Annotated in this window: 26 protein-coding genes and 1 pseudogene; 7 read left to right on the plus strand and 20 right to left on the minus strand. The window is 52.5% G+C overall.

The window, feature by feature from the left end:
• Window positions 1-28 precede the first annotated feature (28 nt).
• Window positions 29-1,600 carry a methyl-accepting chemotaxis protein gene (locus HV041_RS17740; protein ID WP_121585381.1) on the minus strand — a complete coding sequence of 524 codons (1,572 nt, stop codon included), beginning with the start codon at window positions 1,598-1,600 and terminating at the stop codon, window positions 29-31.
• Between the two features lie 245 nt (window positions 1,601-1,845).
• Here HV041_RS17740 and ytfE point away from each other — a divergent pair, with 245 nt between their 5' ends.
• Window positions 1,846-2,508, plus strand: a complete 663-nt coding sequence (ytfE, locus tag HV041_RS17745) for an iron-sulfur cluster repair protein YtfE (RefSeq protein ID WP_048212870.1) — start codon at window positions 1,846-1,848, stop codon at window positions 2,506-2,508.
• A gap of 83 nt (window positions 2,509-2,591) precedes the next feature.
• On the opposite strand, the gene cycA is transcribed toward ytfE, so the two are convergent.
• Both cycA and fklB read right to left on the minus strand, forming a co-directional pair.
• Entirely contained in the window at window positions 2,592-4,001 is a 1,410-nt protein-coding gene (gene cycA / locus HV041_RS17750) for a D-serine/D-alanine/glycine transporter (RefSeq protein ID WP_048212871.1), read from the minus strand.
• A 308-nt stretch (window positions 4,002-4,309) separates the two neighbouring features.
• A complete protein-coding gene (gene fklB / locus HV041_RS17755) occupies window positions 4,310-4,930 on the minus strand; it encodes an FKBP-type peptidyl-prolyl cis-trans isomerase (protein WP_048213487.1) in 621 nt (206 codons plus the stop codon).
• 218 nt (window positions 4,931-5,148) lie between these two features.
• On the opposite strand from fklB, the gene HV041_RS17760 reads away from it, so the two are divergent.
• Window positions 5,149-5,799 carry an OapA family protein gene (locus tag HV041_RS17760; RefSeq protein WP_116361050.1) on the plus strand — a complete coding sequence of 217 codons (651 nt, stop codon included), beginning with the start codon at window positions 5,149-5,151 and terminating at the stop codon, window positions 5,797-5,799.
• 58 nt (window positions 5,800-5,857) lie between these two features.
• Here the strand turns inward: HV041_RS17760 and HV041_RS17765 are convergent, their stop codons facing one another.
• The 7 genes and pseudogenes from HV041_RS17765 to HV041_RS17790 all read right to left on the minus strand — a co-directional run bounded on the left by HV041_RS17765 (window position 5,858) and on the right by HV041_RS17790 (window position 9,286).
• A complete protein-coding gene (locus HV041_RS17765; RefSeq protein WP_115643998.1) occupies window positions 5,858-6,781 on the minus strand; it encodes a DMT family transporter in 924 nt (307 codons plus the stop codon).
• A 142-nt stretch (window positions 6,782-6,923) separates the two neighbouring features.
• On the minus strand, window positions 6,924-7,373 hold the full coding sequence (gene rplI / locus HV041_RS17770; RefSeq protein ID WP_003025676.1) for a 50S ribosomal protein L9: 450 nt from the start codon (window positions 7,371-7,373) through the stop codon (window positions 6,924-6,926).
• A 41-nt stretch (window positions 7,374-7,414) separates the two neighbouring features.
• Window positions 7,415-7,642, minus strand: coding sequence for a 30S ribosomal protein S18 (gene rpsR / locus HV041_RS17775; protein WP_000135199.1), 228 nt, complete (start codon window positions 7,640-7,642; stop codon window positions 7,415-7,417).
• A 4-nt stretch (window positions 7,643-7,646) separates the two neighbouring features.
• A complete protein-coding gene (gene priB / locus HV041_RS17780) occupies window positions 7,647-7,961 on the minus strand; it encodes a primosomal replication protein N (protein WP_003025674.1) in 315 nt (104 codons plus the stop codon).
• Between the two features lie 6 nt (window positions 7,962-7,967).
• Window positions 7,968-8,363: a 30S ribosomal protein S6 gene (rpsF, locus tag HV041_RS17785; protein WP_003025672.1), complete on the minus strand. Its 396-nt coding sequence runs from the start codon at window positions 8,361-8,363 to the stop codon at window positions 7,968-7,970.
• A gap of 70 nt (window positions 8,364-8,433) precedes the next feature.
• Window positions 8,434-8,511 (minus strand): annotated as a pseudogene (locus HV041_RS25130) (hypothetical protein); the annotation flags it as partial.
• Window positions 8,512-8,521: 10 nt separating this feature from the next.
• On the minus strand, window positions 8,522-9,286 hold the full coding sequence (locus HV041_RS17790; RefSeq protein ID WP_121585380.1) for a TSUP family transporter: 765 nt from the start codon (window positions 9,284-9,286) through the stop codon (window positions 8,522-8,524).
• Window positions 9,287-9,584: 298 nt separating this feature from the next.
• On the opposite strand from HV041_RS17790, the gene yjfY reads away from it, so the two are divergent.
• Window positions 9,585-9,860 (plus strand): DUF1471 family protein YjfY, encoded by a 276-nt coding sequence (gene yjfY, locus HV041_RS17795; protein WP_003025668.1) that lies wholly within the window; start codon window positions 9,585-9,587, stop codon window positions 9,858-9,860.
• 133 nt (window positions 9,861-9,993) lie between these two features.
• Here yjfY and HV041_RS17800 read toward each other — a convergent pair whose 3' ends face one another.
• Genes HV041_RS17800 through ulaA form a run of 6 tightly spaced genes read right to left on the minus strand, consistent with a single transcriptional unit; the run spans window position 9,994 to window position 14,402 of the window.
• Window positions 9,994-10,680 (minus strand): L-ribulose-5-phosphate 4-epimerase, encoded by a 687-nt coding sequence (locus HV041_RS17800; protein ID WP_048212875.1) that lies wholly within the window; start codon window positions 10,678-10,680, stop codon window positions 9,994-9,996.
• The gene (locus tag HV041_RS17805) at window positions 10,680-11,534 is read right to left on the minus strand and encodes an L-ribulose-5-phosphate 3-epimerase (RefSeq protein WP_048212876.1); all 855 of its coding nucleotides are present in this window, start codon (window positions 11,532-11,534) and stop codon (window positions 10,680-10,682) included. The genes HV041_RS17800 and HV041_RS17805 overlap by 1 nt, the downstream gene beginning before the upstream one ends.
• 9 nt (window positions 11,535-11,543) lie before the next feature.
• Entirely contained in the window at window positions 11,544-12,194 is a 651-nt protein-coding gene (gene ulaD, locus HV041_RS17810; protein ID WP_048212877.1) for a 3-keto-L-gulonate-6-phosphate decarboxylase UlaD, read from the minus strand.
• A 12-nt stretch (window positions 12,195-12,206) separates the two neighbouring features.
• Window positions 12,207-12,674, minus strand: coding sequence for a PTS ascorbate transporter subunit IIA (gene ulaC, locus HV041_RS17815; RefSeq protein ID WP_048212878.1), 468 nt, complete (start codon window positions 12,672-12,674; stop codon window positions 12,207-12,209).
• Between the two features lie 9 nt (window positions 12,675-12,683).
• Window positions 12,684-12,989 (minus strand): PTS ascorbate transporter subunit IIB, encoded by a 306-nt coding sequence (ulaB, locus tag HV041_RS17820; protein WP_115601100.1) that lies wholly within the window; start codon window positions 12,987-12,989, stop codon window positions 12,684-12,686.
• Between the two features lie 15 nt (window positions 12,990-13,004).
• Entirely contained in the window at window positions 13,005-14,402 is a 1,398-nt protein-coding gene (gene ulaA / locus HV041_RS17825) for a PTS ascorbate transporter subunit IIC (protein WP_040232971.1), read from the minus strand.
• Window positions 14,403-14,765: 363 nt separating this feature from the next.
• Here ulaA and ulaG point away from each other — a divergent pair, with 363 nt between their 5' ends.
• Both ulaG and ulaR read left to right on the plus strand, forming a co-directional pair.
• Complete coding sequence (gene ulaG / locus HV041_RS17830; RefSeq protein ID WP_048212879.1) at window positions 14,766-15,830, plus strand: L-ascorbate 6-phosphate lactonase; 1,065 nt, start codon at window positions 14,766-14,768, stop codon at window positions 15,828-15,830.
• 106 nt (window positions 15,831-15,936) lie between these two features.
• Window positions 15,937-16,692: an HTH-type transcriptional regulator UlaR gene (ulaR, locus tag HV041_RS17835; RefSeq protein ID WP_061067103.1), complete on the plus strand. Its 756-nt coding sequence runs from the start codon at window positions 15,937-15,939 to the stop codon at window positions 16,690-16,692.
• Here ulaR and yjfP read toward each other — a convergent pair.
• Window positions 16,689-17,438 carry an esterase gene (gene yjfP, locus HV041_RS17840; RefSeq protein WP_121585379.1) on the minus strand — a complete coding sequence of 250 codons (750 nt, stop codon included), beginning with the start codon at window positions 17,436-17,438 and terminating at the stop codon, window positions 16,689-16,691. The genes ulaR and yjfP overlap by 4 nt on opposite strands.
• 181 nt (window positions 17,439-17,619) lie before the next feature.
• Here yjfP and bsmA point away from each other — a divergent pair, with 181 nt between their 5' ends.
• Together bsmA and yjfN are read left to right on the plus strand one after the other, a co-directional pair.
• A complete protein-coding gene (bsmA, locus tag HV041_RS17845) occupies window positions 17,620-17,949 on the plus strand; it encodes a biofilm peroxide resistance protein BsmA (RefSeq protein WP_121585378.1) in 330 nt (109 codons plus the stop codon).
• A 147-nt stretch (window positions 17,950-18,096) separates the two neighbouring features.
• Window positions 18,097-18,372, plus strand: coding sequence for a DUF1471 family protease activator YjfN (yjfN, locus tag HV041_RS17850; RefSeq protein ID WP_082193776.1), 276 nt, complete (start codon window positions 18,097-18,099; stop codon window positions 18,370-18,372).
• 85 nt (window positions 18,373-18,457) lie between these two features.
• Here the strand turns inward: yjfN and HV041_RS17855 are convergent, their stop codons facing one another.
• The 3 genes from HV041_RS17855 to rnr all read right to left on the minus strand — a co-directional run bounded on the left by HV041_RS17855 (window position 18,458) and on the right by rnr (window position 23,464).
• Window positions 18,458-20,080, minus strand: a complete 1,623-nt coding sequence (locus tag HV041_RS17855; RefSeq protein ID WP_121585377.1) for an isovaleryl-CoA dehydrogenase — start codon at window positions 20,078-20,080, stop codon at window positions 18,458-18,460.
• A gap of 119 nt (window positions 20,081-20,199) precedes the next feature.
• Complete coding sequence (gene rlmB / locus HV041_RS17860; protein ID WP_003830482.1) at window positions 20,200-20,931, minus strand: 23S rRNA (guanosine(2251)-2'-O)-methyltransferase RlmB; 732 nt, start codon at window positions 20,929-20,931, stop codon at window positions 20,200-20,202.
• Window positions 20,932-21,001: 70 nt separating this feature from the next.
• Complete coding sequence (gene rnr, locus HV041_RS17865; protein WP_115601104.1) at window positions 21,002-23,464, minus strand: ribonuclease R; 2,463 nt, start codon at window positions 23,462-23,464, stop codon at window positions 21,002-21,004.
• Window positions 23,465-23,567 lie beyond the last annotated feature (103 nt).

The raw sequence follows: 23,567 nt of genomic DNA on the forward strand, positions 1-23,567 counted from the left end.
ACGATCTCATGTAGGCCGGATAAGGCGTTTACGCCGCCATCCGGCGCGACACTTTAAACACCGCCACCGTCTGGTTCAACCGCGCGGCCTGCTCTTCGAGCGCGGCGGCGGCGGAAGCGGACTCCTCCACCAGCGAGGCGTTTTGCTGCGTGACGCGATCCATCTCAGCCACCGCCTGGCCGACCTGATCGATACCCCGACTCTGCTCATCGGAGGCCGAGGCGATCTCGCCCATAATATCGGTCACGCGGGTCACGGCGCTGACGATTTCCGCCATCGTTTCACCCGCTTCATGCACCAGCGCTGTACCGGCATTAACCCGATTCCCTGAGTCATCAATCAGCGCCTTAATTTCTTTTGCCGCCTGAGCGCTACGCTGCGCCAGCGTGCGGACCTCACCGGCAACGACAGCAAAGCCGCGCCCCTGTTCGCCCGCGCGCGCCGCTTCTACCGCCGCGTTCAGCGCCAGAATATTGGTCTGGAAAGCTATGCCGTCGATAACATTGGTTATTTGCGCGATTTTGCTGGAACTGGTGGCGATTTCATCCATCGTACGCACCACACCGTCGACCACGGCTCCACCTTTCTGCGCCGTCTGCGAGGCATTTTTTGCCAGGCTGGTCGCCTGTCGCGCGTTATCCGCATTCTGTTTCACGGTCGCGGTGAGTTGTTCCATGCTGGCAGCAGTTTCTTCCAGAGAAGCAGCCTGCTGCTCGGTACGTGAAGAGAGATCGTTACTGCCAGCGGCAATTTCACCCGCCCCGGTATAGATGGTGTCAGCCCCGTCACGCACCACGCTGACAGTGTTCGCCAGCGCCTGCTGCATCTCGCGGACGTTCTGGGCCAATAGCGCCATTTCGTTACGGCCATCAGCAGTAATAGTATGGGTCAGATCACCTGAAGCGATATGCCGAATATGCCCCATCACCTCGTGGAGTGGCTTGAGCAGCACTCGCTGCATCGCCAGCCAACTGGCGATAATCACGGTCAACACAATCAACAGTATGGCGGATAACAACCAGATAATTTTCTGGTAGTCATTTTCGTTATCCCGAACGCCCTCATTTGCCAGCGCGGTTTGCGCGGCACGCCATTCCTGATAAACCTCTTGCATGGCCGTCTGCTTTTGCTCGGCATTCTGTTTGAACATCTCTTCCAGCTTGCCTTCAGCCAGCAGCGCGTTCATTTTTGCCAGCACAGTAGAATAGATGCCGTACTGTTCTTCCAGTCGATCGGCCAGATGCTCATCCAGTCCCGGCGTTTCCGGCAAGGCGTAGTAGGTATCGTAATGCTCTTTCGATTCGGCCAACAGGCGATTTGCCGTGTTCACCAGTTCCTTCAACTGACCGCCGTTAATATCGCTGGCCATCGTGCCCTGTAAACGCAGCATGCCCCGGTTGAGCGTGACGCGAGCCTGGTTCAGGCTAATCCATGCATCGGTAAACTCGGCCACATTCTGGCTGGAAAGTTGAGAAACGTTAAAGTTTTCCTTGTCGTTTTTAAGCGCGCCAATAAATACGCCTGCGGAAATGAGCTGCATCGCGCCCAGGGCGAGTAACACGGTGATAAGTAAGGTTATCACTTTGATTCGTTTGAACATCTGTTGCCTTTTAATTATGCAGGTATTGTCTGAGGTCTAACTATCGGCAGCTGCGTCGGCTTATTTAATCTTGTGGCGTAGCTTTTTTCGCCGCTTTGTCCCTTTTCAATAAGATTCAGCATGTTAACGAGATAAGAAATTTTCGTGACAATCATCACAAAATCCTCTGACCCGAAAGGGTTATATCCTTCCCAATAAGTTGCATTTAAAATACATCTTATATTATTGAGAATGAGGTAACGGCTATGTCTTATCGCGATCAACCTTTAGGTGAACTGGCGCTCTCTATTCCTCGCGCTTCGGCCCTGTTTCGTAAATACGATATGGATTACTGCTGCGGCGGTAAGCAAACGCTGGCACGCGCTGCCGCACGTAAAGAGCTGGATGTGGAAGCTATCGAGGCGCAGCTCGCCCAGTTGGCTGAACAGCCGCTGGAAAAAGACTGGCGTACCGTGGCACTGGCAGAAATCATCGACCATATCGTCATTCGATATCATGATCGCCACCGCGAACAGCTGCCGGAGCTGATCCTGCAGGCCACTAAAGTTGAACGTGTTCATGCCGACAAGCCGAGCGTACCGCGTGGTCTGGCGAAGAACCTGACGATGCTGCATGAAGAGCTGTCCAGCCACATGATGAAAGAAGAGCAGATCCTGTTCCCAATGATCAAACAGGGCATGGGTAGCCAGGCGATGGGGCCAATCAGCGTGATGGAAAGCGAACACGACGAGGCCGGCGAACTGGTGGAAGTGATCAAGCACATCACCCACAACGTGACGCCGCCGCCAGAAGCCTGCACCACCTGGAAAGCCATGTATAACGGCATTAACGAAATGATCGATGACCTGATGGAACACATCAGTCTGGAAAACAATGTGTTGTTCCCGCGTGCCCTCGCAGGGGAGTAAAAAAAGGCGCCCGAGAGCGCCTTCCTGAAGTCCGAATTCGGCCACTGCTTATGTGGCCTTTTTTGTGTCCGATATGACAACGCTTAACGCATACCCGCCATACGTTTCTTACCGATAAACAACCAGCCCAGACCCAGCGCGATGAACCACAGCGGCGTCACCATCAACGCCTGACGGGTATCTTCTTCCAGAGTCAGCAGCACCAGTACGAAGACAAAGAACGCCATACATACCCAGCACATTAGCTTGCCTAACGGCATCTTGTAGATCGATTTCTCATGCAGGTGTGGACGCTGTTTGCGGTACACCAGGTATGAGCAAAGAATGATGGTCCAGACAAACATAAACAGGATTGCCGACACGGTGGTGATCATGGTGAACGCGCCAATCACGCTCGGGTTCACATAGAGCATCACCACGCCGCCCAGCAGACAGATACAGGAGAAGGTTAAACCTTTCGCCGGAACCGCGCGTTTAGACAGCTTGGCAAACGCTTTAGGCGCAACGCCTTCCTGTGCCAGGCCGAACAGCATACGGCTGGTAGAGAACACACCGCTGTTTGCGGAAGAGGCCGCTGAAGTCAGCACCACAAAGTTAATCAGGCTCGCCGCCGCAGGCAGACCGACCAGCACAAACAGCTCAACGAATGGGCTCTTGGTTGGTACTACCGAGCTCCACGGCGTCACGGACATAATCACGATCAGCGCGAAAACGTAGAACATGATGATACGGATTGGAATCGAGTTAATAGCGCGCGGCAGAGACTTTTCCGGATCTTTAGTTTCTGCAGCCGTCGTACCTACCAGCTCAATACCAACAAACGCGAAAACTGCTATCTGGAAGCCAGCAAAGAAGCCGCTTAGACCTTTCGGGAACCAGCCACCGTCATTCCACAGATGCGTGAACGAAGCCTGAACGCCGGTTGGCGACTGGAAGTGCGTCAGTACCATCACCAGACCGACGACAATCAGGCCGACAATGGCGACGATTTTGATCATCGCAAACCAGAACTCCATCTCACCAAACATTTTCACCGTGGCGAGGTTAAGAGCCAGCAACAGAATGATCACCGCCAGTGATGCCACCCAGTCTGACAGTCCGGGGAACCAGAATTGCGCATACGCCGTAATCGCAACGACGTCTGCCATCCCTGTAACCACCCAGCAGAACCAATAGGTCCAGCCGGTAAAATACCCGGCCCATGGCCCGAGCAGGTCGGAGGCAAAATCACTAAAGGATTTGTATTCGAGATTCGAGAGCAGTAATTCTCCCATTGCCCGCATCACGAAAAACAGCATAAAACCGATGATCATATAGACAAAAATGATCGACGGCCCGGCGAGGCTGATGGTTTTCCCTGAGCCCATAAACAGGCCGGTACCAATAGCGCCACCAATGGCAATAAGTTGAATATGACGGTTTGTGAGATTGCGCCGTAGCGACTGTTCAGACGAAGCCTCTTCAACGGCGTCGACTTTTACCTGATCTACCATGTTTTTTCTTCCTGTACCTGTCTGTGTTGTTCAGGCTCTACGGCCTTTAGTGTGTCTATGATACGACGATCCTGTTGGCAGGACTCATCGATATTAGGTAAGAATCGGCGGGATGAATACTAAGATTTAGATATAATGTTAATTTTATGTTTAAAGTGAGTGTCATATCACTCTGATAGCGAGAATCAGTTCACAAAAATACACGCAATAACATCATTTGCAAGATAAAATATCGACATCGACGTAACTATAGCTTTTCACGCTATTTTGTTGCTCCCCCCAGCGTCGGGGGGAACAGAAGTTACTGCTTACAGGATTTCAAGCAGCTCAACTTCAAATACCAGTGTGCTGAACGGAGGAATGGATGCGCCAGCGCCACGCTCACCGTAAGCCAGTTCCTGAGGAATAGTCAGTTCCCATTTCGAACCTACCGGCATCAGGGTCAGTGCTTCAATCCAGCCAGGGATCACGCCGTTAACCGGGAATTCAGCCGGTTCGCCACGCGCAACAGAGCTGTCAAACACGGTACCGTCGATCAGTTTACCGGTATAATGCACGCGTACGTGGTCGGTACGTGCCGGGATAGAACCTTCGCCCTGAGTCAGAACACGGAACTGCAGACCGGATTCAGTGCTGTTCACACCCTCTTTCTCACGGTTTTCTTCCAGATATTTGACGCCATCAGCCGCCATAGCCTGGAAACGCTCGCGACGTACTGCATCAGCACGTTCGTGAATTTCACGCAGCGCACGGTGCACAACATCAACAGGCACTGCCGGGTGTTTACCTTCCAGCGCATCAGCGATACCCGCTACCAGCGCTTCAGGCAACAGCCCTTCCAGACCGGATTCGCTCAGCTGTTGTCCTACCTGCAAACCAATGCCGTAGCTTGCTTGCGCTTCGATAGTGTCAAAAGTCGGGTTAGCCATCATATTTCCTTTCATCGGATGTAAAGTAGCGGGCAGCATATCAGCCATGCCGCATCCGGTAAAACTTTGTCTCGGGAACAGATGACAAATCGCGAGGAAAAAGAAACAATGCTATTGCCCGCATCAATGTCACGAAAGCGGGTACCTGAACAAGTATCATAGAGTTAGCGATCTATACTCTATGACAGAGGAACGAGACGCGGAGCAGGAGGAAAGCCATGCCCGGGCGCTTTGAATTAAAACCAACCCTGGCGAAAATCTGGCATGCACCGGACAATTTTCGCATTATGGACCCGCTACCGCCTATGCACCGACGCGGCATTATTATTGCTGCTATCGTGCTGGTGATAGGTTTCCTGCTTCCTTCCAGTGACACTACTGATACCCCTGTGGTTACGCGTACTGCCCAGCTGGATTTACAGTCACAGTCGCAGCCGCCAACAGAGGCTCAGCTTCAGGCACAGTTAGTGGCCCCGCAAAACGATCCCGGCCAGGTGGCTCCCGTTGCGCCGGAACCCATCCAGGAAGGAGAACCAGACGCGCAGCCGCAGGCTCAGCAATCACAGCCTCAGACGCAGCCCTTTCAGCAGAATAGTGGTATTGAGCAGCAGTGGCGTACCTACCGCGTAGACTCAGGGAAAACGCTGGCGCAGGTCTTCCGGGACCATAACCTTCCGCCAACTGATGTGTACGCCATGGCGCAAGTGGAAGGTGCCGGGAAGCCGCTGAGCAATTTGAAAGACGGCCAGATGATCCAAATCAGGCAGAATGCTAACGGGGTGGTGACCGGGTTAACCATTGATAGCGGAAATGGTCAGCAGGTATTGTTTACCCGCCAGCCCAACGGCAGCTTTATTCGCGCACGCTAAGACTGTCTCAGTCAGTAGGCCTGATGCGCGTAGCGCCATCAGGCCTCAAGGTGAAGCACTAACGCTTCACCTTATTCACCCACCAGATCCCCGAACAGACCAGCACCAGCGCCAGCGCATATTTCCATTCGAGAATGTTTTCGCCGAGGAATATCGCCGACAGCACCGCCCCCGAAACCGGGATCAGGAAGTTAAACGGCGCAATCATCCCCACGCGGTTGTACTTGAGCAAAATGCTCCACAAAGCGAAGGCCACCGATGAAAGCAACGTCAGGTAACCCAGAATAGCCACTGAAGCTAAGCCGTGTACGGTCAACGTGCCACCAAAAGCATAACCGCCGATAACTAACGCCAGACCGCCCATCCCCAGTTGGTAGCCTGTCATGACCGTCGGGTCTACCGTCTGAGAAATGCGTTTACCGTATAGCGTGGCGGCAGAAAGGATAAAGGCCGCCATCACCACTGAACCATCACCTAACAGGCTGAAGCTAAAATCCATTCCGCTGTTAAAGTTCACCACCATCACGCCGGTAAAACCCAGAATACAACCTAGTGCTTTGTTGTAGCTTAGTTTGTCGTTTTGATAGATAAAATGGGCCAACAGCACGCTAAAGAATGTCCCGGTCGCATTCATGATGGACCCTTTCACCCCCGTCGTGAACGCCAGGCCAATATAGAAGAAGATGTATTGCAGCGAGGTTTGCGTCAGCCCCAACAGCGTGAGTTGGCCGTACTGACGCGGGCTTAACCGGCCAATCGGTTTACGCTGCGCCATCGCCAACAGTAGCAGCAATAATCCCGCAAACAGGAAGCGATAGCCGGCAAAGACAATTTTTGACGGAATATCATCCGTGGCAATCTGGAAGATCTCATATCCGCTTTTGATCGCCGGATAGGCGCTCCCCCACAGCAGGCAGCAGAAGGCTGCGCTCAGATAGACAACATTTTTACGCGCGAACAGAGGTTGGTGCGTTGGTTCCATTCCATCACCACTTTGAAATAATGTTTTATTTTTATGATTATCCCGAAAAGGACAAAGAATAGCCAGAGCGAAAAACAGGAGGGTAGAAAAGCAAAACGCCGGCACAGGGCCGGCGCTTTTACGCGGTCATCAGAATAAAAACTTATTCTGCAACTACGTTTACAGTCAGCTTAGCAAACACTTCGCTGTGAACCTGGAAGCTCACTTCGTGCTCACCAGTGGTACGCAGAACGCCGTTCGGCAGACGAACTTCGCTCTTAGCAACTTCAACGCCAGCTGCAGTTACAGCGTCAGCGATGTCGCGAGTACCGATGGAACCGAACAGTTTACCTTCGTCGCCAGCTTTAGACGCGATGGTTACGGTTTCCAGTGCGTTGATTTTCTCAGCACGAGCTTCAGCAGCGGACAGAACGTCAGCCAGTTTGGCTTCCAGTTCAGCGCGACGCGCTTCGAAAAATTCAACGTTTTTCTTGGTAGCAGGAACAGCTTTACCCTGTGGTACCAGGAAGTTACGAGCATAGCCCGCTTTAACGTTAACCTGATCACCCAGGCTACCCAGGTTTGCTACTTTATCAAGCAGAATAACTTGCATTACCTTATCCTCTCAAAGTCGTATTAATGGACCGTGACCGATTACTGATGACGATCAGTGTACGGCAGCAGGGACAGGTAGCGAGCGCGTTTGATAGCGCGAGCCAGCTGACGCTGGTATTTTGCACGGGTACCGGTGATACGGCTTGGGACAATCTTACCGCTTTCGGTGATGTAGTTTTTCAGCGTAGCGATATCTTTATAGTCGATCTCTTGAACGCCTTCCGCGGTGAAACGGCAGAACTTGCGACGACGGAAATAACGTGCCATATGGCTAGTCTCCAGAATCTATCAATTCAATCTGCTCGGCATGCAGAACCATTTTGCTCAGGCCGTTCTTTGCCTTGTGGCAAGAGATGAACCCCTGAACGGTCACTGCGCTACCGACCGTTATACTGTGAGTAATGGCCTGGTTTTCGTGTCCGCTAATAATAACGGGCATTTGGCACCACGCCTGCCGGTGAAACCCGGCTTCCTCCTGCACAGAACGATGCTCAAGCACGAACTGGCAATGAGGAATTCCTGATGGACTGACCTTTCGAAGGGGAGCCCTGCACACGGTGCCGGACAGCGCCAGACGGTTGGTCATCAGAAATTACTCTTCAGAATCCCCAGCTTCAGCATCATCTGCGGTTTCGTTAGCGAAATCATCGCGACGTTCACGACGCTCGTCTTTCGCTTTAACCATCGGAGATGCTTCGGTAACAGCGTGTTTAGTACGCATAACCATGCTGCGGATAACGGCATCGTTGAAGCGGAAGGTAGTTTCCAGCTCATCGATCACTTCCTGCGGCGCTTCAACGTTCATCAGAACGTAGTGAGCTTTGTGCAGTTTGTTGATCGGGTAAGCCAGCTGACGGCGGCCCCAGTCTTCCAGACGGTGGATCGTGCCTTCTGCACCAGTGATGGCAGCAGTGTAGCGTTCGATCATACCCGGAACCTGTTCGCTCTGGTCAGGATGGACCATAAAAACGATTTCGTAATGACGCATCGAATTGCTCCTTACGGATTATTCAGCCTCCTGTCTGGGTCAGCCGAGGCCCATGGAGGCAAGGAACGTGTTAAAGGTCGGCTGAAAAATGACGCGTCATAATACTGGGGTCAGCAGGTAAACTCAAGGTGCTTGTACGATTATTTATCATGTCGCCATTAATACATATCCAGCAGCATTTTGACGCTGATGCAAATGGAGACAATGACAATCATCGGCCGGATAACTTTCTTCCCGCGCGTCAGTACCACCGTCGCACCAAGACGTGCGCCAAGGGATTGTCCGGCAAACATCACCAGCCCCAGCGACCAGATCATTTTACCGCCGAAAATGAAGAACAGAATAGAGGCAATGTTCGACGCCAGGTTGATAAAATTCGAGTGAATTTGCGCTTTATCGATACTGTACCCCCACAGCAGGATATAGCAGAGCGTATAAAAGGAGCCGGCCCCGGCACCGAGAAAACCATCATAAAACCCAATACCTCCCCCGCAGATCAACGAGAAGAGAAACAGGGATACCTGCTGCTTCCTTTTCGGTTCGCTAAGATTAGGCGCAGAAATAAAGTAGATAGCGACCGCGATAATCAGGATCGGCAGCAGTTTCTTCAACACGTCCGGCTCAATAAACTGGATAAGCGTCGTGCCCAGCGCAGAACCGATAAAGGCAGATAAAAAGACATATTTGTGTTCCTGCACATTAATATGTCCCCGGCGTAAAAAGTAAATTCCGGAGGTCAGCGAACTGCCCAACGCCTGAATCTTATTGGTTGCCAGCGCGTTAGCCGGGGGTAAACCGGAAATCAATAATGCGCCAATAGAGAGAAAACCACCGCCGCCCGACACCACGTTAATAAAGCCTGCCCCCAGCGCGACCATAAACATAATCACAAAGTAGCTGAAATCCATGAATGAAGTATCCATAAGTTTTTGCCTTATTATCATAAAGTTATATTAATTATCTGGCTCACTATAAACGGCGTACTCACCCGATTAAATTGACTATTTGGTAAGAGCTTATGCGCGTAAGGCAGGTATTTTTAACCGCAGCGGAAGGCATCAGCTGATTGTTAATTAAAGAAAAGATGGCTTTGCGGTAATTTTTTGAACAACTGCATCAGAAATGGTCGCTATCGACTGCGCCGGCAGCGGTTAAAATTAAATCAGAAGTTATCCACTCACAGGAGAGAGCTAACCAGAGACCGCAGTCGAGGAGGTACCTATGCGAGCCCGTGTTTTGACCCTTCTGGCTGTACTTTTGCTCAGTGCAAATGCAACGGCAGCCATCAAAATTGACAATCATCAGGCCAGGAATATGGATGATGTGCAGAGCTTAGGCGTTATTTACATAAATCATAACTTCGCCACTGAAAGTGAAGCCACTCAGGCCCTGAATGAAGAAACCGATGCGCAAGGCGCAACCTACTATCACGTGATCCTCACCAGGGAACCCGGTAGTAACGGAAATATGCACGCCAGTGCAGATATTTATCGCTAGCACCCAGAAATAACCAACGAGAACATTGCCACAGTTTGACTTGCCCCCTTCATTGGGGGCTTTTTTTTGCAAAAAAATCCCGAAGCCAGACCGATCTCATCCCCATGAAGAGTTGGCTTCGGAACGTTTTTTCTTACTTCTGCCCGTAATAGGCGTTTGGGCCGTGCTTACGCATGAAGTGCTTATTCATCAGATAACCGTCAATAGCGCTGAGAGCCGGGTTAATGCCACGCGCAATCCACGCCATTTTTGCCACCTCTTCCATCACAACAGCGTTATGTACTGCGTCGTGAGCATCTTTGCCCCAGGCAAACGGGCCATGTTGGTACACCACTACGCCAGGCGTATGTAAAGGTTCCACCTCCCCGAGCGTTTCAATAATCACCCTACCGGTATTAAGTTCATACTCCTCCTGAACTTCAGCTTCAGTTAATGCTCGGGTACAAGGGATATCGCCAAAGAAGTAGTCCGCGTGAGTGGTACCCAGTGCCGGGATCGCCAGCCCCGCCTGCGCCCAGGCCGTGGCATGAGTAGAGTGCGTATGCACGACTCCGCCCAGCGACGGATAACGCTGGTAGAGCGCCAGATGGGTGGCGGTATCGGAAGAAGGACGAAAGCCGCCTTCTATCACCTTCCCTGACATATCGACCACGACCATATCATCAACGGTCATGTGCTCGTAGGCGACACCACTGGGCTTGATCACCACCCGCCCGCGCTCGCGGTCAATGGCGCTGACGTTGCCCCAGGTAAATGTCACCAGCCCGTAGCGCGGCAAATCCATGTTAGCCTCAAAAACCTGCTGTTTAAGTTTTTGCATTACACCGCCTCCATCAGACCTGCGTTGGCCATACGCGCCTTCACCCAATCGCGCGCCTTCGCAACTTCACGTACCGGGTCATCCGACGTTTCACTCCACATCTCAATCAGGTATGGCCCGCAGTATCCACTCTGTTTGAGCGTCGCAAAACAACGTTCGAAATCAACGACTCCTTCACCAAACGGCACATTTTTGAATACGCCAGGTTTGGTATCCTTCACGTGTACCGCGACGATATGGCCTACCCCAGCCTGCAGTTCCATCTGCACGTCGTTATCCCACGCCGACAAATTGCCAATATCGGGATACAGCTGGAACCACGGATTGTTGAGATAGTGGGCGTAACCCAACGCCTTGCTGATCGAATTCATCAGCGGATAATCCATGATTTCCATCGCCAGCGTCACCTGCGCACGGCTCGCCATCTCCACACTCTCTTTTAGCCCATCGCGAAACCGACGACGCGTTTCGTTATTGGCCTGCTGGTAATAGACGTCGTAACCCGCCAGTTGAATAACGCGAATACCAATATCCTGCGCAAACTGAATGGCTTTACGCATAATTTCCAGCCCCTGTTCGCGCACCCGATCATCTTCGCTGCCAAGCGGGAAACGACGATGAGCGCTCAGGCATATGGACGGTACTCGTATCCCTGTCTCGGCGATAGCCGCCACCAGCGCCAGTCGCTGCTCGCGATTCCAGTCAAGACGCGCCAGACGGGCATCGGTTTCATCAACCGACATTTCGACAAAGTCAAAGCCCAGTTCCTTCGCCAGTTGCAAGCGTTCGAGCCAGCACTCCCCGCCGGGGAGTGCTTTTTCATAAATACCGAGCGGGACCTGTTTCGACAACATAGCCGCTCCTTATCCCCACAGCTGGGCGATGGAACGTTTAAACTGACGAGCGGCCTCAACCGGAGAAGCGGCGTCGCGAATGCTGCGACCAGCGATAAAGACGTGAATCGGGATCCCTTTGAACAGCGGCAGATCCTCCAGCGCCAGACCACCAGTAACGGTAACTTTAAAGCCCATATCGGCCAAACGCCTGATCGCAGTGATATCCGCCTCTCCCCACGCCACGCCTGCCGCCTGCGCATCACGACTGCGGTGATAGACAACTTGCCCAATACCCGCGTCACGCCACTCCTGCGCCTGCTCCCAGGTCCAGTAGCCGGTCAGTTCAATCTGTACGTCACCGTTAAATTCTTTCGCCACCTCCAGCGCACCCTTGGTGGTGTTGATATCGGCACAGCAGATGACAGTAATCCAGTCAGCGTTGGCTTCGAAACACATGCGGGAGAGGATTTTGCCCGCGTCGGCAATTTTAGCGTCCGCCAGCACTATTTTATGCGGGTAAAGCGCCTTCAGATCGCGAACGGCACGAACGCCCTCTGCCACGCAAAGAATCGTACCCACCTCAATGATATCGACCTCTTCGGCAATCAGACGCGTCGTTTCATACGCGGAAGACATTGATTGGTTATCCAGCGCTACCTGCAACATAGGTAATGACATTTTGGTATCCTTTTAAACAGCCGCCGCAGTGGCGTTATCAATTAAATCCAGCACTTCCTGCGCGGTGCGGCAGGCGCGTAAACGGTCGAAATTGGCTTCGTCGTCAAACAGATTCACGATCTGCATGATGCCTACTTCCTGATGCGTGTTGGCGTCAACTGCCGCCATCGTGATCAGAATATCGACCGGGTCGTTATCTTCGTGGTTAAACACCAGCGGCGTTTTCAGCGTCACCAGCGCAAAACCGGTTTTCTTGACTCCTTCCTCCGGACGGCCATGAGGCATCGCCAGGCCTGGCGCAATCACAAAGTACGGGCCAAACTGCTCAACGCCATCAAGGATGGCCTGGTAGTAGCGTGGTTCAACCACATCAGCCTTAACCAGCAGATCCACGCCAAGCTTTACCGCTTCCTGCCAGGTGCTGGCCTCGGCCTGTAAAAGGATGGAATTATTGTTTGCCAGCGAATCACGTAGTTTCATGGCGCGTCCTTACTTCACGTCCTGTGGGAAATGCGCTTGGATCACTTCCAGCAGTTTTGGTCCAAAATCGGCGGGAGACAGCATGTTGCGCACGCCGACAACATATTTATTGCCAGATACGGTAATCTCGCCGGCAATATGGGTAGAGGCGATGATGATATCTGCGCCGCTCAGTTCACTTTTGTATTCCCCCACGGCACAGCTGTTTACCGTATGGTCGATATTTGACTGGGTTAAAAACTGATCCACCTTCATTTTCATGATCATGGAACTGCCCTGCCCATTGCCACATACAGCCAGAATACGTACGGTCATAATCGGAACTCCTTTTTAAGCAGAGTGTTCTGCCAGTTGTTTTTCTGCGTCTTCCTCAGCGCGCAACGTACGCCCTGCGAAAAACATATAAGCCAGTGCAATCAGAATAATGACGGCCATAAACACGATGCCGATGGAGGCGAAACCCTGCATCATCGGCGGCGCCAGAATTGACCAGTCCGCCATGCCCATCCAGGCACTCATACCGGTAAGCTTCACCGCCCAGACGCAGCCAAAGATTTCGATCATCCCCATCACCAGGCAAATCTTGAGCGCCGCGCGCCAGCCGCCAAAGTGGTTAGCAAATACGCCGATAGTGGCGTTCGAGAAGAACATCGGGATAAAGCCTGGGATAATCAGGATGGAGGAGCCGCAGCCCACAAGGATGCCCACCGCAATCAGTTGGCCGATAGTGCCCCACATAAAGCCCCAGACCACCGCGTTAGGAGCAAAGCTATAAATCGCCGCGCAGTCGATGGCCAGTACCGCGCCCGGGATCAGACGTTGGGAGATACCGTTGAACGCTTCTGAAAGTTCAGCAACGAACATACGTACACCCTGGGTGATGATGAAAATAGCGACGGCGAACGAAAAACCAGTCTGCAGGATATAGACTGTCCAGTGGGTTTTACCCGCCATAGCCTGAACCACATCAATGCCAAAAGAGAGCAGGATCGCGCCGAAGAAAATGGTCATCACTATCGCGGTAGAAACGATGTTGTCATGGAAGATATTCAGCCAGCCTGGCAGCTTGAGATCTTCCACGCTCTCCTCTTTCTTACCCAGGTAAGGCGCGACTTTGTAGGCAATCCACGAGGCGAACTGCTGCTGGTGACCGATGGAGAAACCGCAACCGTCGGTCACTTCCTGGGTCGGTTTGTACATCATATTGGAGGTAATACCCCAGTAGAGCGACACCAGCACCGCAGTGCAGATGATGGTCGTCCACATGGAATAGCCAAAGATGTAGAAAGAGACGGCAATCAGGCCCGCCTGCTGGAACATGATGTGCCCGGTCAGCATGATGGTGCGAATACCGGTTATCCGCCGTAGCAGTACGTAACAAATGTTTAGCGCCAGCGCCAACAGTACCGCGTACCCTACCCAGCTATAGGCATCCCCCATACGTTCGATGGTTGCCATCATGGAGGCATAGGTATCGGAAATCGCACCGTTGATACCGTAAACCTCGGACATCTTCGCCACTACCGGTTTGAACGTGCTGGTGAGAATGCCAGATCCCGCCTGCAGCAGCATAAAACCGATAATCGTTTTGATCGTGCCTTTAATGATAACGCTGACACTTTTACGCAACAGGATATAGCCAAGACAGGTCACAATCCCCAGCAACAGCGGGGCGTTGGTCATAACCTGATTAAAAAAGACGGTAAAGATGTTGTAGAGGATCTCCATAACGATCTCCAGTAGACGAAGTTGCCGGGCTTTCCACACGCCAGGATGTTGTGCACTCACTGTAATTTTCAAAAGTAATCACAACAAGATTAAATTTGATTAAATGTGATGAAGTACGCAAATAATTACCACATTTGAAAAATGGGCAATTATTCAATGCCATGAAAAACATTCAATATCAATTAAATCAATGAATTACAGCAAGCAGAATAGCGTAAAACCACCTAAAATCATTACATTACCTTTTCTGTCATCCGCACAAAGCTCAAAAATCTCCCATTGCCAATATGAAAAAATAATGTCAGGATTAATCAAAACAAATCACATATTGATTTAATTTGAACAAACATGAAGGTAAATGCGATGAGTAAAGTAAAAAGCATCACGCGTGAATCATGGATCCTGAGTACATTCCCGGAGTGGGGCAGCTGGCTGAATGAAGAGATCGAACAGGAACAGGTCGCACCAGGCACTTTCGCTATGTGGTGGCTTGGCTGTACCGGAATTTGGCTGAAGTCGGAAGGCGGGACTAACATCTGCGTCGATTTCTGGTGCGGCACGGGTAAACAGAGTCACGGCAACCCGCTGATGAAAACCGGCCACCAAATGCAACGTATGGCTGGGGTAAAAAAACTGCAGCCTAACCTGCGCACCACGCCGTTTGTTCTTGATCCGTTTGCCATTCGACAGATCGATGCGGTACTGGCGACGCACGATCATAACGATCACATCGACGTGAATGTTGCGGCAGCCGTCATGCAGAACTGCGCCGACGACGTGCCGTTTATCGGCCCACAAACCTGCGTGGATCTGTGGATCGGTTGGGGTGTGCCAAAAGAACGCTGCATCGTGGTGAAACCGGGCGACGTGGTTAAAGTAAACGATATTGAGATTCATGCGCTCGACGCGTTTGATCGTACTGCATTAATCACCTTGCCTGCAGATCAAAAAGCAGCAGGCGTCCTGCCTGACGGCATGGATGCACGTGCAGTTAACTACCTGTTCAAAACGCCGGGCGGTACGCTGTACCACAGCGGTGATTCGCACTACTCCAACTACTATGCGAAACATGGCAACGAATATCAGATCGACGTCGCGCTCGGCTCCTACGGCGAGAATCCGCGTGGGATTACGGACAAAATGACCAGCGCCGACATGCTGCGTATGGCGGAAGCGCTGAATACAAAAGTCGTGATCCCTTTCCATCATGACATCTGGTCAAACTTTCAGGCCGACCCACAGGAGATCCGCGTCCTGTGGGAGATGAAAAAAGATCGCCTTAAGTATGGCTTTAAGCCATTCATCTGGCAGGTAGGCGGCAAATTCACCTGGCCGCTGGACAAAGATAACTTTGAATATCACTATCCGCGCGGCTTTGATGACTGTTTCACGATTGAGCCGGATTTACCGTTTAAATCCTTCCTGTGATCCACACAAAATGCCGGGCTATCCCGGCATTTTTTCCCTTTTACTTTAGTATTTCCAGGCTATTTCAAATATCATCTTTTCAAATCAATTTGTATCGGAATAGCTCATGACTGAAGCACAAAGACATCAAATATTGCTGGATATGCTGGCGCAGTTGGGCTTTGTTACCGTTGAGAACGTAATTGAGCGTCTGGGGATTTCACCCGCAACGGCGCGTAGGGACATCAACAAACTCGACGAAAGCGGCAAACTCAAGAAAGTCCGCAACGGCGCAGAAGCTATTACCCAGCAGCGTCCACGCTGGACGCCAATGAATTTACACCAGGCGCAGAACCACGATGAAAAAGTCCGTATTGCCAAGGCGGCGTCCCAGCTTGTGAATGCGGGAGAAAGCGTGGTGATCAACTGCGGATCGACCGCTTTCCTGCTGGGTCGTGAAATGTGCGGCAAGCCGGTGCAGATCATCACCAACTATCTGCCGCTGGCAAACTATCTGATCGACCAGGAGCATGACAGCGTGATCATCATGGGCGGGCAATACAACAAAAGCCAATCCATCACGCTTAGCCCGCAAGGCAGTGAAAATAGCCTGTATGCCGGACACTGGATGTTTACCAGCGGTAAAGGATTAACTGCGGACGGACTGTATAAAACCGATATGCTGACCGCGATGGCCGAGCAGAAGATGCTTAACGTGGTGGGCAAACTGGTGGTGCTGGTCGATAGCAGTAAGGTCGGTGAACGTGCGGGAATGCTGTTCAGTCGCGCCGATCAAATCGATACGCTGATTACCGGTAAAAACGCGAACCCTGAGATTCTGCAACAGCTTGAAGCTCAGGGCGTGAACATTTTGCGGGTTTAGAGGTGCTGGCGGAAAAATGCTACCGTCGCAGCCAGCGCTTCTGGCGTAATGCGGTGCCGGACACCCGCTTCCCACAGGCAGGTCAGATGGTTATCCAGACCTGCCTGAATTAACGCCTGCTGCAAACGAAAAGTTTCCACAGCCGGAACCACATCGTCCTCCTGTCCATGCCACAGCAGCAACGGTCTGTCGGCCAGACGTTGCAGTTGATGCGTAACATCCCATTCGGCGAGCGGTGCAATAACGGCATCGAACTCCGCCTGCTGCTCTGGCGTCTGGACATGTAAAGGGGGAAAAAGCGTCTGCGCAAGCCGGGTAAAATAGCCCGACCCCATCAGGCTGGCTACACATTTAACCTCGGGGTGGCGGGCCATAATGCCCAACGCCGTCATTCCTCCCATTGACGCCCCCGCAACGGCAAGTCGTTCATCTGATAGCCAATTTTCTGCCACCAGAGCCGCACGTAACGTCGTAAACTCCTGCATGTTTTGCTGCAATATATGCCAGAAACGAAACATTCGCTCCTGAGCATTACCGTTAAAGCGGGCGCCATGTTCGGGCGCATCTGGCATGACGACGCGAAATCCGGCCTGAGCCAGCGCAACAGCAAAATAACTGTAGACCAGACTTGAAGATGTAAACCCGTGATAAAAGAGAATACAAGGGAGTGAACATTCGCGTTTGCCAGCCGGAACGGCGTGCAGGACAGGGATACCCGCCAACTGTCGTGTCTCAATTTCGATCATTTGTCGCCTCTTTCTTTCTGGTATGCCATGCAGCAATACTTAACGCAAGCGAATGTGTTCGGCAATGATTCATAATGTTGAGAACTGGGTTACGCTTTCGCAACATTTTCATTCGAAAATCGCGTGAGAGATAACAATTCGGGAACATTCCCCTAAAGGGAATTTAATAAGGCACTACACTATGGCTATCAGGAAACGAGATAGAGTTATGCGTCGGTTTGCCTCTTTGTTGCTGGTGACGTTTTTAAGCGCCTGTAGCGTGTTACAGGGTACACCACAACCTGCACCGCCCGTAGCCGACCACCCGCAAGAGATCCGCCGCGACCAAAGCAACGGGTTGCAGCGAATAGGGACAGTCAATGCGCTGGTAAGAGGCTCTCCAGATGATGCGCTGGTAGAGATCCGTGCCAAAGCCGTCGCGGCTAAAGCTGATTATTACGTTGTCTTATTAGTTGATGAGACCATCGTGACAGGCCAATGGTATTCACAAGCTATTTTGTATCGTAAATAACATTGGCTTGAAATTTAGTCAGCTTTACATTGCTTTGCGCCCCTATGCGTTTACCTGTGCACAATAAACCAACAGCAGGGAGCTTGAGGTTTATTATCGCGATGGAATGCCCTGCCATGTGTAGGGGTACGAATAATGGAGCTGACGATGAAACAATCACTTGCCTTATCCTCACTGCTGTTTTCTGCCGGACTGGTAGGTACAACGGCGCAGTCTGCCGAGTTCGCCAGTGCTGACTGCGTTACGGGCCTGAACGAAATTGGCCTGATCTCTGTCAGTAACATTGCAGGGAATCCGCAGGATGTAGAACGTGTAATCGCGTTAAAAGCGGATGAACAAGGTGCCTCATGGTACCGGATTATTCAGATGTACGAAGAACAGCAGCCAGATAACTGGCGCGTACAGGCCATACTTTATGCATAACAGATTGCCGGATGGCGTAAACGTATCCTGCCTGTATTGAACGTAGACAGGATACGACGCGACAGCATCGCCATCTGGCATAGTATTACCGTATTCCTCCCGTCGCCCGCAGCAGCAAATCACCCTGCACCTGTGCAGAAAACTGTGTTACACCACGCGTATCCAGCATCATCTGACACCAGGCTTGCGCGACTGGCGGAGAGGCATAACGCAACATCTGCGCCCCGCAGCCGAGCAGGAACAATTGCTGCGTAATCTCCCGTCCCAACTCCTCGCTGGGTTTACGTAAATGCTGCTGCAGCTTGCGCACCATTCGATCGTAATGCCGATCTTGTCCCTTTACCTCCGCAAAGGCTTCGCTGAGCATATCGTAGATGCCGGGTTGTTTTGTCAGTACCCGCAATACATCAAGGCACATAATGTTGCCGGAGCCTTCCCAGATACTGTTTACCGGCATCTCACGGTACAGGCGCGGTAGCTCGCTCTCCTCGCAGTAGCCAATCCCGCCCAGTACTTCCATCGCCTCGGCAACGAACGGCATGCCATTTTTGCAGATGGCAAATTTCGCTGCGGGTGTGAATAATCTGGCCCACAGCGCTTCTTTCGTATCGGTACGACGATCCCAGGCTCGCGCCAGCCGAAACAGTAGCGCGGTCTGCCCTTCCAGTTGCAACGCCATTCGGCTTAGTACCTGACGCATCATCGGTTGTTCGATCAAAGGTTTACCAAATACCTGCCGCTGATGCGCATGGTAAATCGCCACGGAAAAAGCACGTCGCATCATGCCGTGACTGCCGAGCGCGCAGTCAAAACGCGTCATCCCGCCCATTTTCAGGATATGGCGGATACCTTCCCCTTCTTCACCCAATAGCCAGCCGATCGCATCGTGGAATTCAACCTCGCAGCTGGCGTTGGAGCGGTTGCCTAACTTATCTTTCAGTCGTTCAAGGCAAATCGCATTCCGGCTCCCATCGGGTAAAAATCGCGGTACAAAAAAACAGGATAAACCGCCCTTTGCCTGGGCCAGCACCAAATGGGCATCGCTTTGCGGTACGGAGAAAAACCACTTATGTCCCACCAGCCGATACGCGCCGTCTGCAAGACGTTCTGCCTGAGTGGTATTGCTCAGCACATCTGAGCCACCCTGCTTCTCCGTCATCCCCATACCGATCAGCAACCCACGCTTTTGCCCTCCGGGCAGTAAATGCGAGTCATAACGGTCGCTTAGCAGCGGCGTCAACCAGTCGTGAAATTGTGCAGGTAACATTTGGAGCAACAGCGGCGTGGCGGCAAACGTCATGGTCACCGGACACAAGGTGCCCGCTTCCACCTGCGCATGCAGCATGAAACGGGCAGCCCGGGCAACAAACGAGCCCTGCCTGGCCTCCTCTTCCCAGGCCAGGTTATGTACGCGGTTGGCGCACAATCCCTGCATCAGCAAATGCCAGGCGGGATGAAACCGCACATCATCCAGCCGCTGCCCCTGCGGGTCGTAGCGCAACAGTTCGGGTGGATAAGCGTTAGCTAACCGACCCAATTCGAGCGATTCTGCAGTCCCTAACTGCTGACCAATACTGGCGAGGAGATCGCTGTCCCAAGCTGCGCCTTCGCGATTGACCGCTTCGCACAGTGCGCCATCTGACAGGTATAAGTTGCTGTTATTGAGCGGTACAGGTTGGTTAAAAACGGTATGCGTTTGCCAGTGCATTGTGTCTCCCTCCGTCAATGGCCGTCGCCTTAAGTATGGCCAGTCAGAGAAGAGAGTGCCTGGGATTAAGGTCACAAAAAAGCCATCCCGAAGGATGGCTTAAGAGAAGGAGGAATCAATTACCCGCGTTGACGAACAGCTTCAAACAGGCAAATTCCCGTCGCAACAGAGACGTTAAGCGATGAAACGCTCCCGGCCATTGGGATGCTGATCAGTTCATCACAGTGTTCACGGGTCAGACGGCGCATACCTTCGCCCTCTGCACCCATTACCAGCGCCAGACGTCCGGTCATTTTGCTCTGATACAACGTATGGTCAGCTTCGCCTGCGGTACCAACGATCCAGATGTTCTCTTCCTGCAACATACGCATGGTGCGCGCCAGGTTGGTCACGCGGATCAGCGGTACGCTTTCTGCCGCGCCACAGGCGACTTTTTTCGCCGTCGCATTCAGCTGCGCAGAACGATCCTTCGGTACGATAACCGCATGCACGCCGGCAGCATCGGCGCTACGCAAACATGCGCCCAGGTTATGTGGATCAGTGACGCCATCGAGGATCAAAAAGAACGGCTGATCGAGTGTAGCAATCAGATCCGGCAGATCGTTTTCCTGGTACTGACGACCCGGTTTCACGCGAGCAATAATTCCCTGATGTACCGCACCCTCGCTTTTCTCATCCAGGAACTGGCGGTTAGCCAACTGGATGACAACACCCTGTGCTTCCAGTGCGTGGATCAGCGGCAGCAGGCGTTTATCTTCACGACCTTTGAGAATAAAGACGTCCTGGAAGCGCTCCGGCGCACGTTCCAGCAAAGCCTGCACCGCATGGATGCCGTAAATCATTTCACTCATGAATGTACTCGTTAATAGTTTATGCGTAACGCGGGCAACGCGGGGTTGCCCGACTTACTGTTTGTGGCGGTTATTGTGCGACGTTCTTTTTCGCTGCACGTTTAGCTTTGGTGGCGGCAGCGATTTTAAGCGTTTTTGCCGATGGTTTTTTCGCTTTTTTATCGCCTTTCTTCTCAGCCGCTTTCTTATCCGCCTGAGGTTTGGCTCTGCCTTTCTTCTCGCCGCGGAAAGCGCTGTCCGGCTCGAAATTCACCTTTTTGCCCATCTGACGACGTTTACCGGTATTTTTACCCGCATCGCCTTTTTTCGCTTTTTCGCGCGCGGTTTTACCTTCATTGCGCGGCGCACGTTCGCTGGAGATCAAACTGAAGTCGATTTTACGCTCGTCCATATTGACAGCTTCCACACGGACTTCCACCCGATCGCCCAGGCGATACATTTGACCGCTGGATTCCCCCGTCAGGCGCTGCCCAACCTGGTCGAAACGATAGTAGTCGTTATCCAGGGAGGAGACATGCACCAGACCATCGATAAACAGCTCATCAAGGCGGACAAAGAAGCCAAAACCCGTCACGCTGGCAATCACGCCTTTAAAGACATTACCCACCTGATCCAGCATGAAGTCGCACTTCAGCCAGTCAGAGACATCGCGCGTGGCTTCGTCAGCACGGCGCTCGGCCATCGAACAATGCTGACCCAGTTGCAGCATCTCTTCCATCGAATAATGGTAGCCACCCGTTTCCGTGGTGTTGCCTTTATGGCCCTGCTCCTGCGCCAGCAGATACTTAATCGCCCGGTGCAAGGAGAGATCCGGGTAACGACGAATCGGCGAGGTAAAGTGCGCATAAGATTGCAGCGCCAGACCAAAGTGGCCACGGTTTTCCGGATCGTAAATCGCTTGCTTCATCGAACGCAGCAGCATGGTTTGCAGCATTTCTGCGTCAGGTCGGTCAGCAATCGACTCCAGCAGTTCCGCGTAATCACGTGGCTCCGGTTTGTTGCCGCCAGGCAGCTCCAGACCCAGCTCCGCCAGCACGGAACGGAACGAGTTAATCGCTTCGGTCGTCGGCTTATCGTGAATACGGAACAGCGCGGGCTCTTTGGCTTTCTCAACGAATCGCGCCGCTGAGATGTTCGCCATGATCATGCACTCTTCAATCAGTTTGTGCGCGTCATTACGTTGCGTCTGCTCGATACGCTCAATACGGCGTTCAGCATTGAAGATAAACTTCGCTTCTTCACTTTCAAACGAGATACCACCACGCTCTTCACGCGCTTTATCCAGCACTTTGTAGAGGTTGTGCAGCTCTTCAATGTGTTTAACCAACGGCGCGTACTGCTCACGCAACTCCTGGTCGCCCTGCAGCATGTGCCAGACCTTGGTGTAAGTCAGACGAGCATGGGAACTCATGACCGCTTCGTAGAATTTAAAGCCGGTTAAACGGCCTTTCGACGAAATGGTCATTTCGCAGACCATACACAACCTGTCCACCTGCGGGTTGAGCGAACACAATCCGTTAGACAGCACTTCCGGCAGCATCGGAACAACCTGCGATGGGAAGTAGACGGATGTGCCGCGGCTGCGGGCTTCCTGGTCCAGCGGAGTCGGCGGGCGAACGTAATAACTGACGTCAGCAATCGCCACCCATAAACGCCAGCCGCCGCCACGTTTCTTCTCGCAATAGACGGCATCATCGAAATCACGCGCATCTTCGCCATCGATAGTCACCAGCGGCAGGTCGCGCAGATCGACACGTCCTATTTTCGCCTCTTCCGGCACTTCTTCTTTCAGTCCGGCGACCTGTTTCTCAACAGCCTGCGGCCAGATATAGGGAATTTCATGAGTACGCAGGGCCATATCAACGGCCATGCTGGTTCCCATGTTGTCACCCAGCACTTCAACAATTTTACCCACCGCTTTGGTACGGCGAGTCGGGCGCTGGGTGAGTTCAACCACCACCACAAAGCCCATACGAGCCCCCATCACCTCTTCCGGCGGGATCAGGATATCGAAGCTCAGGCGGCTGTCGTCAGGGACAACAAACCCAACGCCAGCGTCGGTGAAGTAGCGACCAACAATCTGGCTGGTTTTTGGCACCAGGACGCGCACAATACGCGCTTCGCGACGACCTTTACGGTCCGCGCCCAGCGGCTGTGCCAGTACCTGATCGCCATGAATGCAGGTTTTCATCTGCTCGCTGGACAGGTACAGGTCATCTTTGCGGCCTTCAACGCGCAGAAAGCCGTAGCCATCACGGTGGCCAATAACGGTGCCTTTCAGCAGGTCAAGACGTTCTGGCAGCGCATAGCACTGACGGCGGGTGAAGACCAGTTGCCCGTCACGCTCCATGGCGCGCAGGCGGCGACGCAGCGCTTCTTGCTGCTCTTCACCTTCAATGTTGAGTTCAGCGGCCAGCTCATCGCGGTTGGCCGGTTTTTCACGTTTAGTTAAATGTTCGAGGATAAATTCCCGGCTCGGGATAGGATTCGCGTATTTTTCTGCTTCGCGTTCCTGGAAAGGATCTTGTGACATCGAGGTTCCTCCATTGTCAGCTCTGATGGAATTCCTTCGTCTTTCACGACGCCTCTTTGTTGGCTGCCTTTGCTCCCCCTCAGTCACTTACTTTTGTAAGCTC

This window comes from Citrobacter sp. RHBSTW-00029, from assembly GCF_014104295.1.
Taxonomy (GTDB): Bacteria; Pseudomonadota; Gammaproteobacteria; order Enterobacterales; family Enterobacteriaceae; genus Citrobacter; species Citrobacter youngae.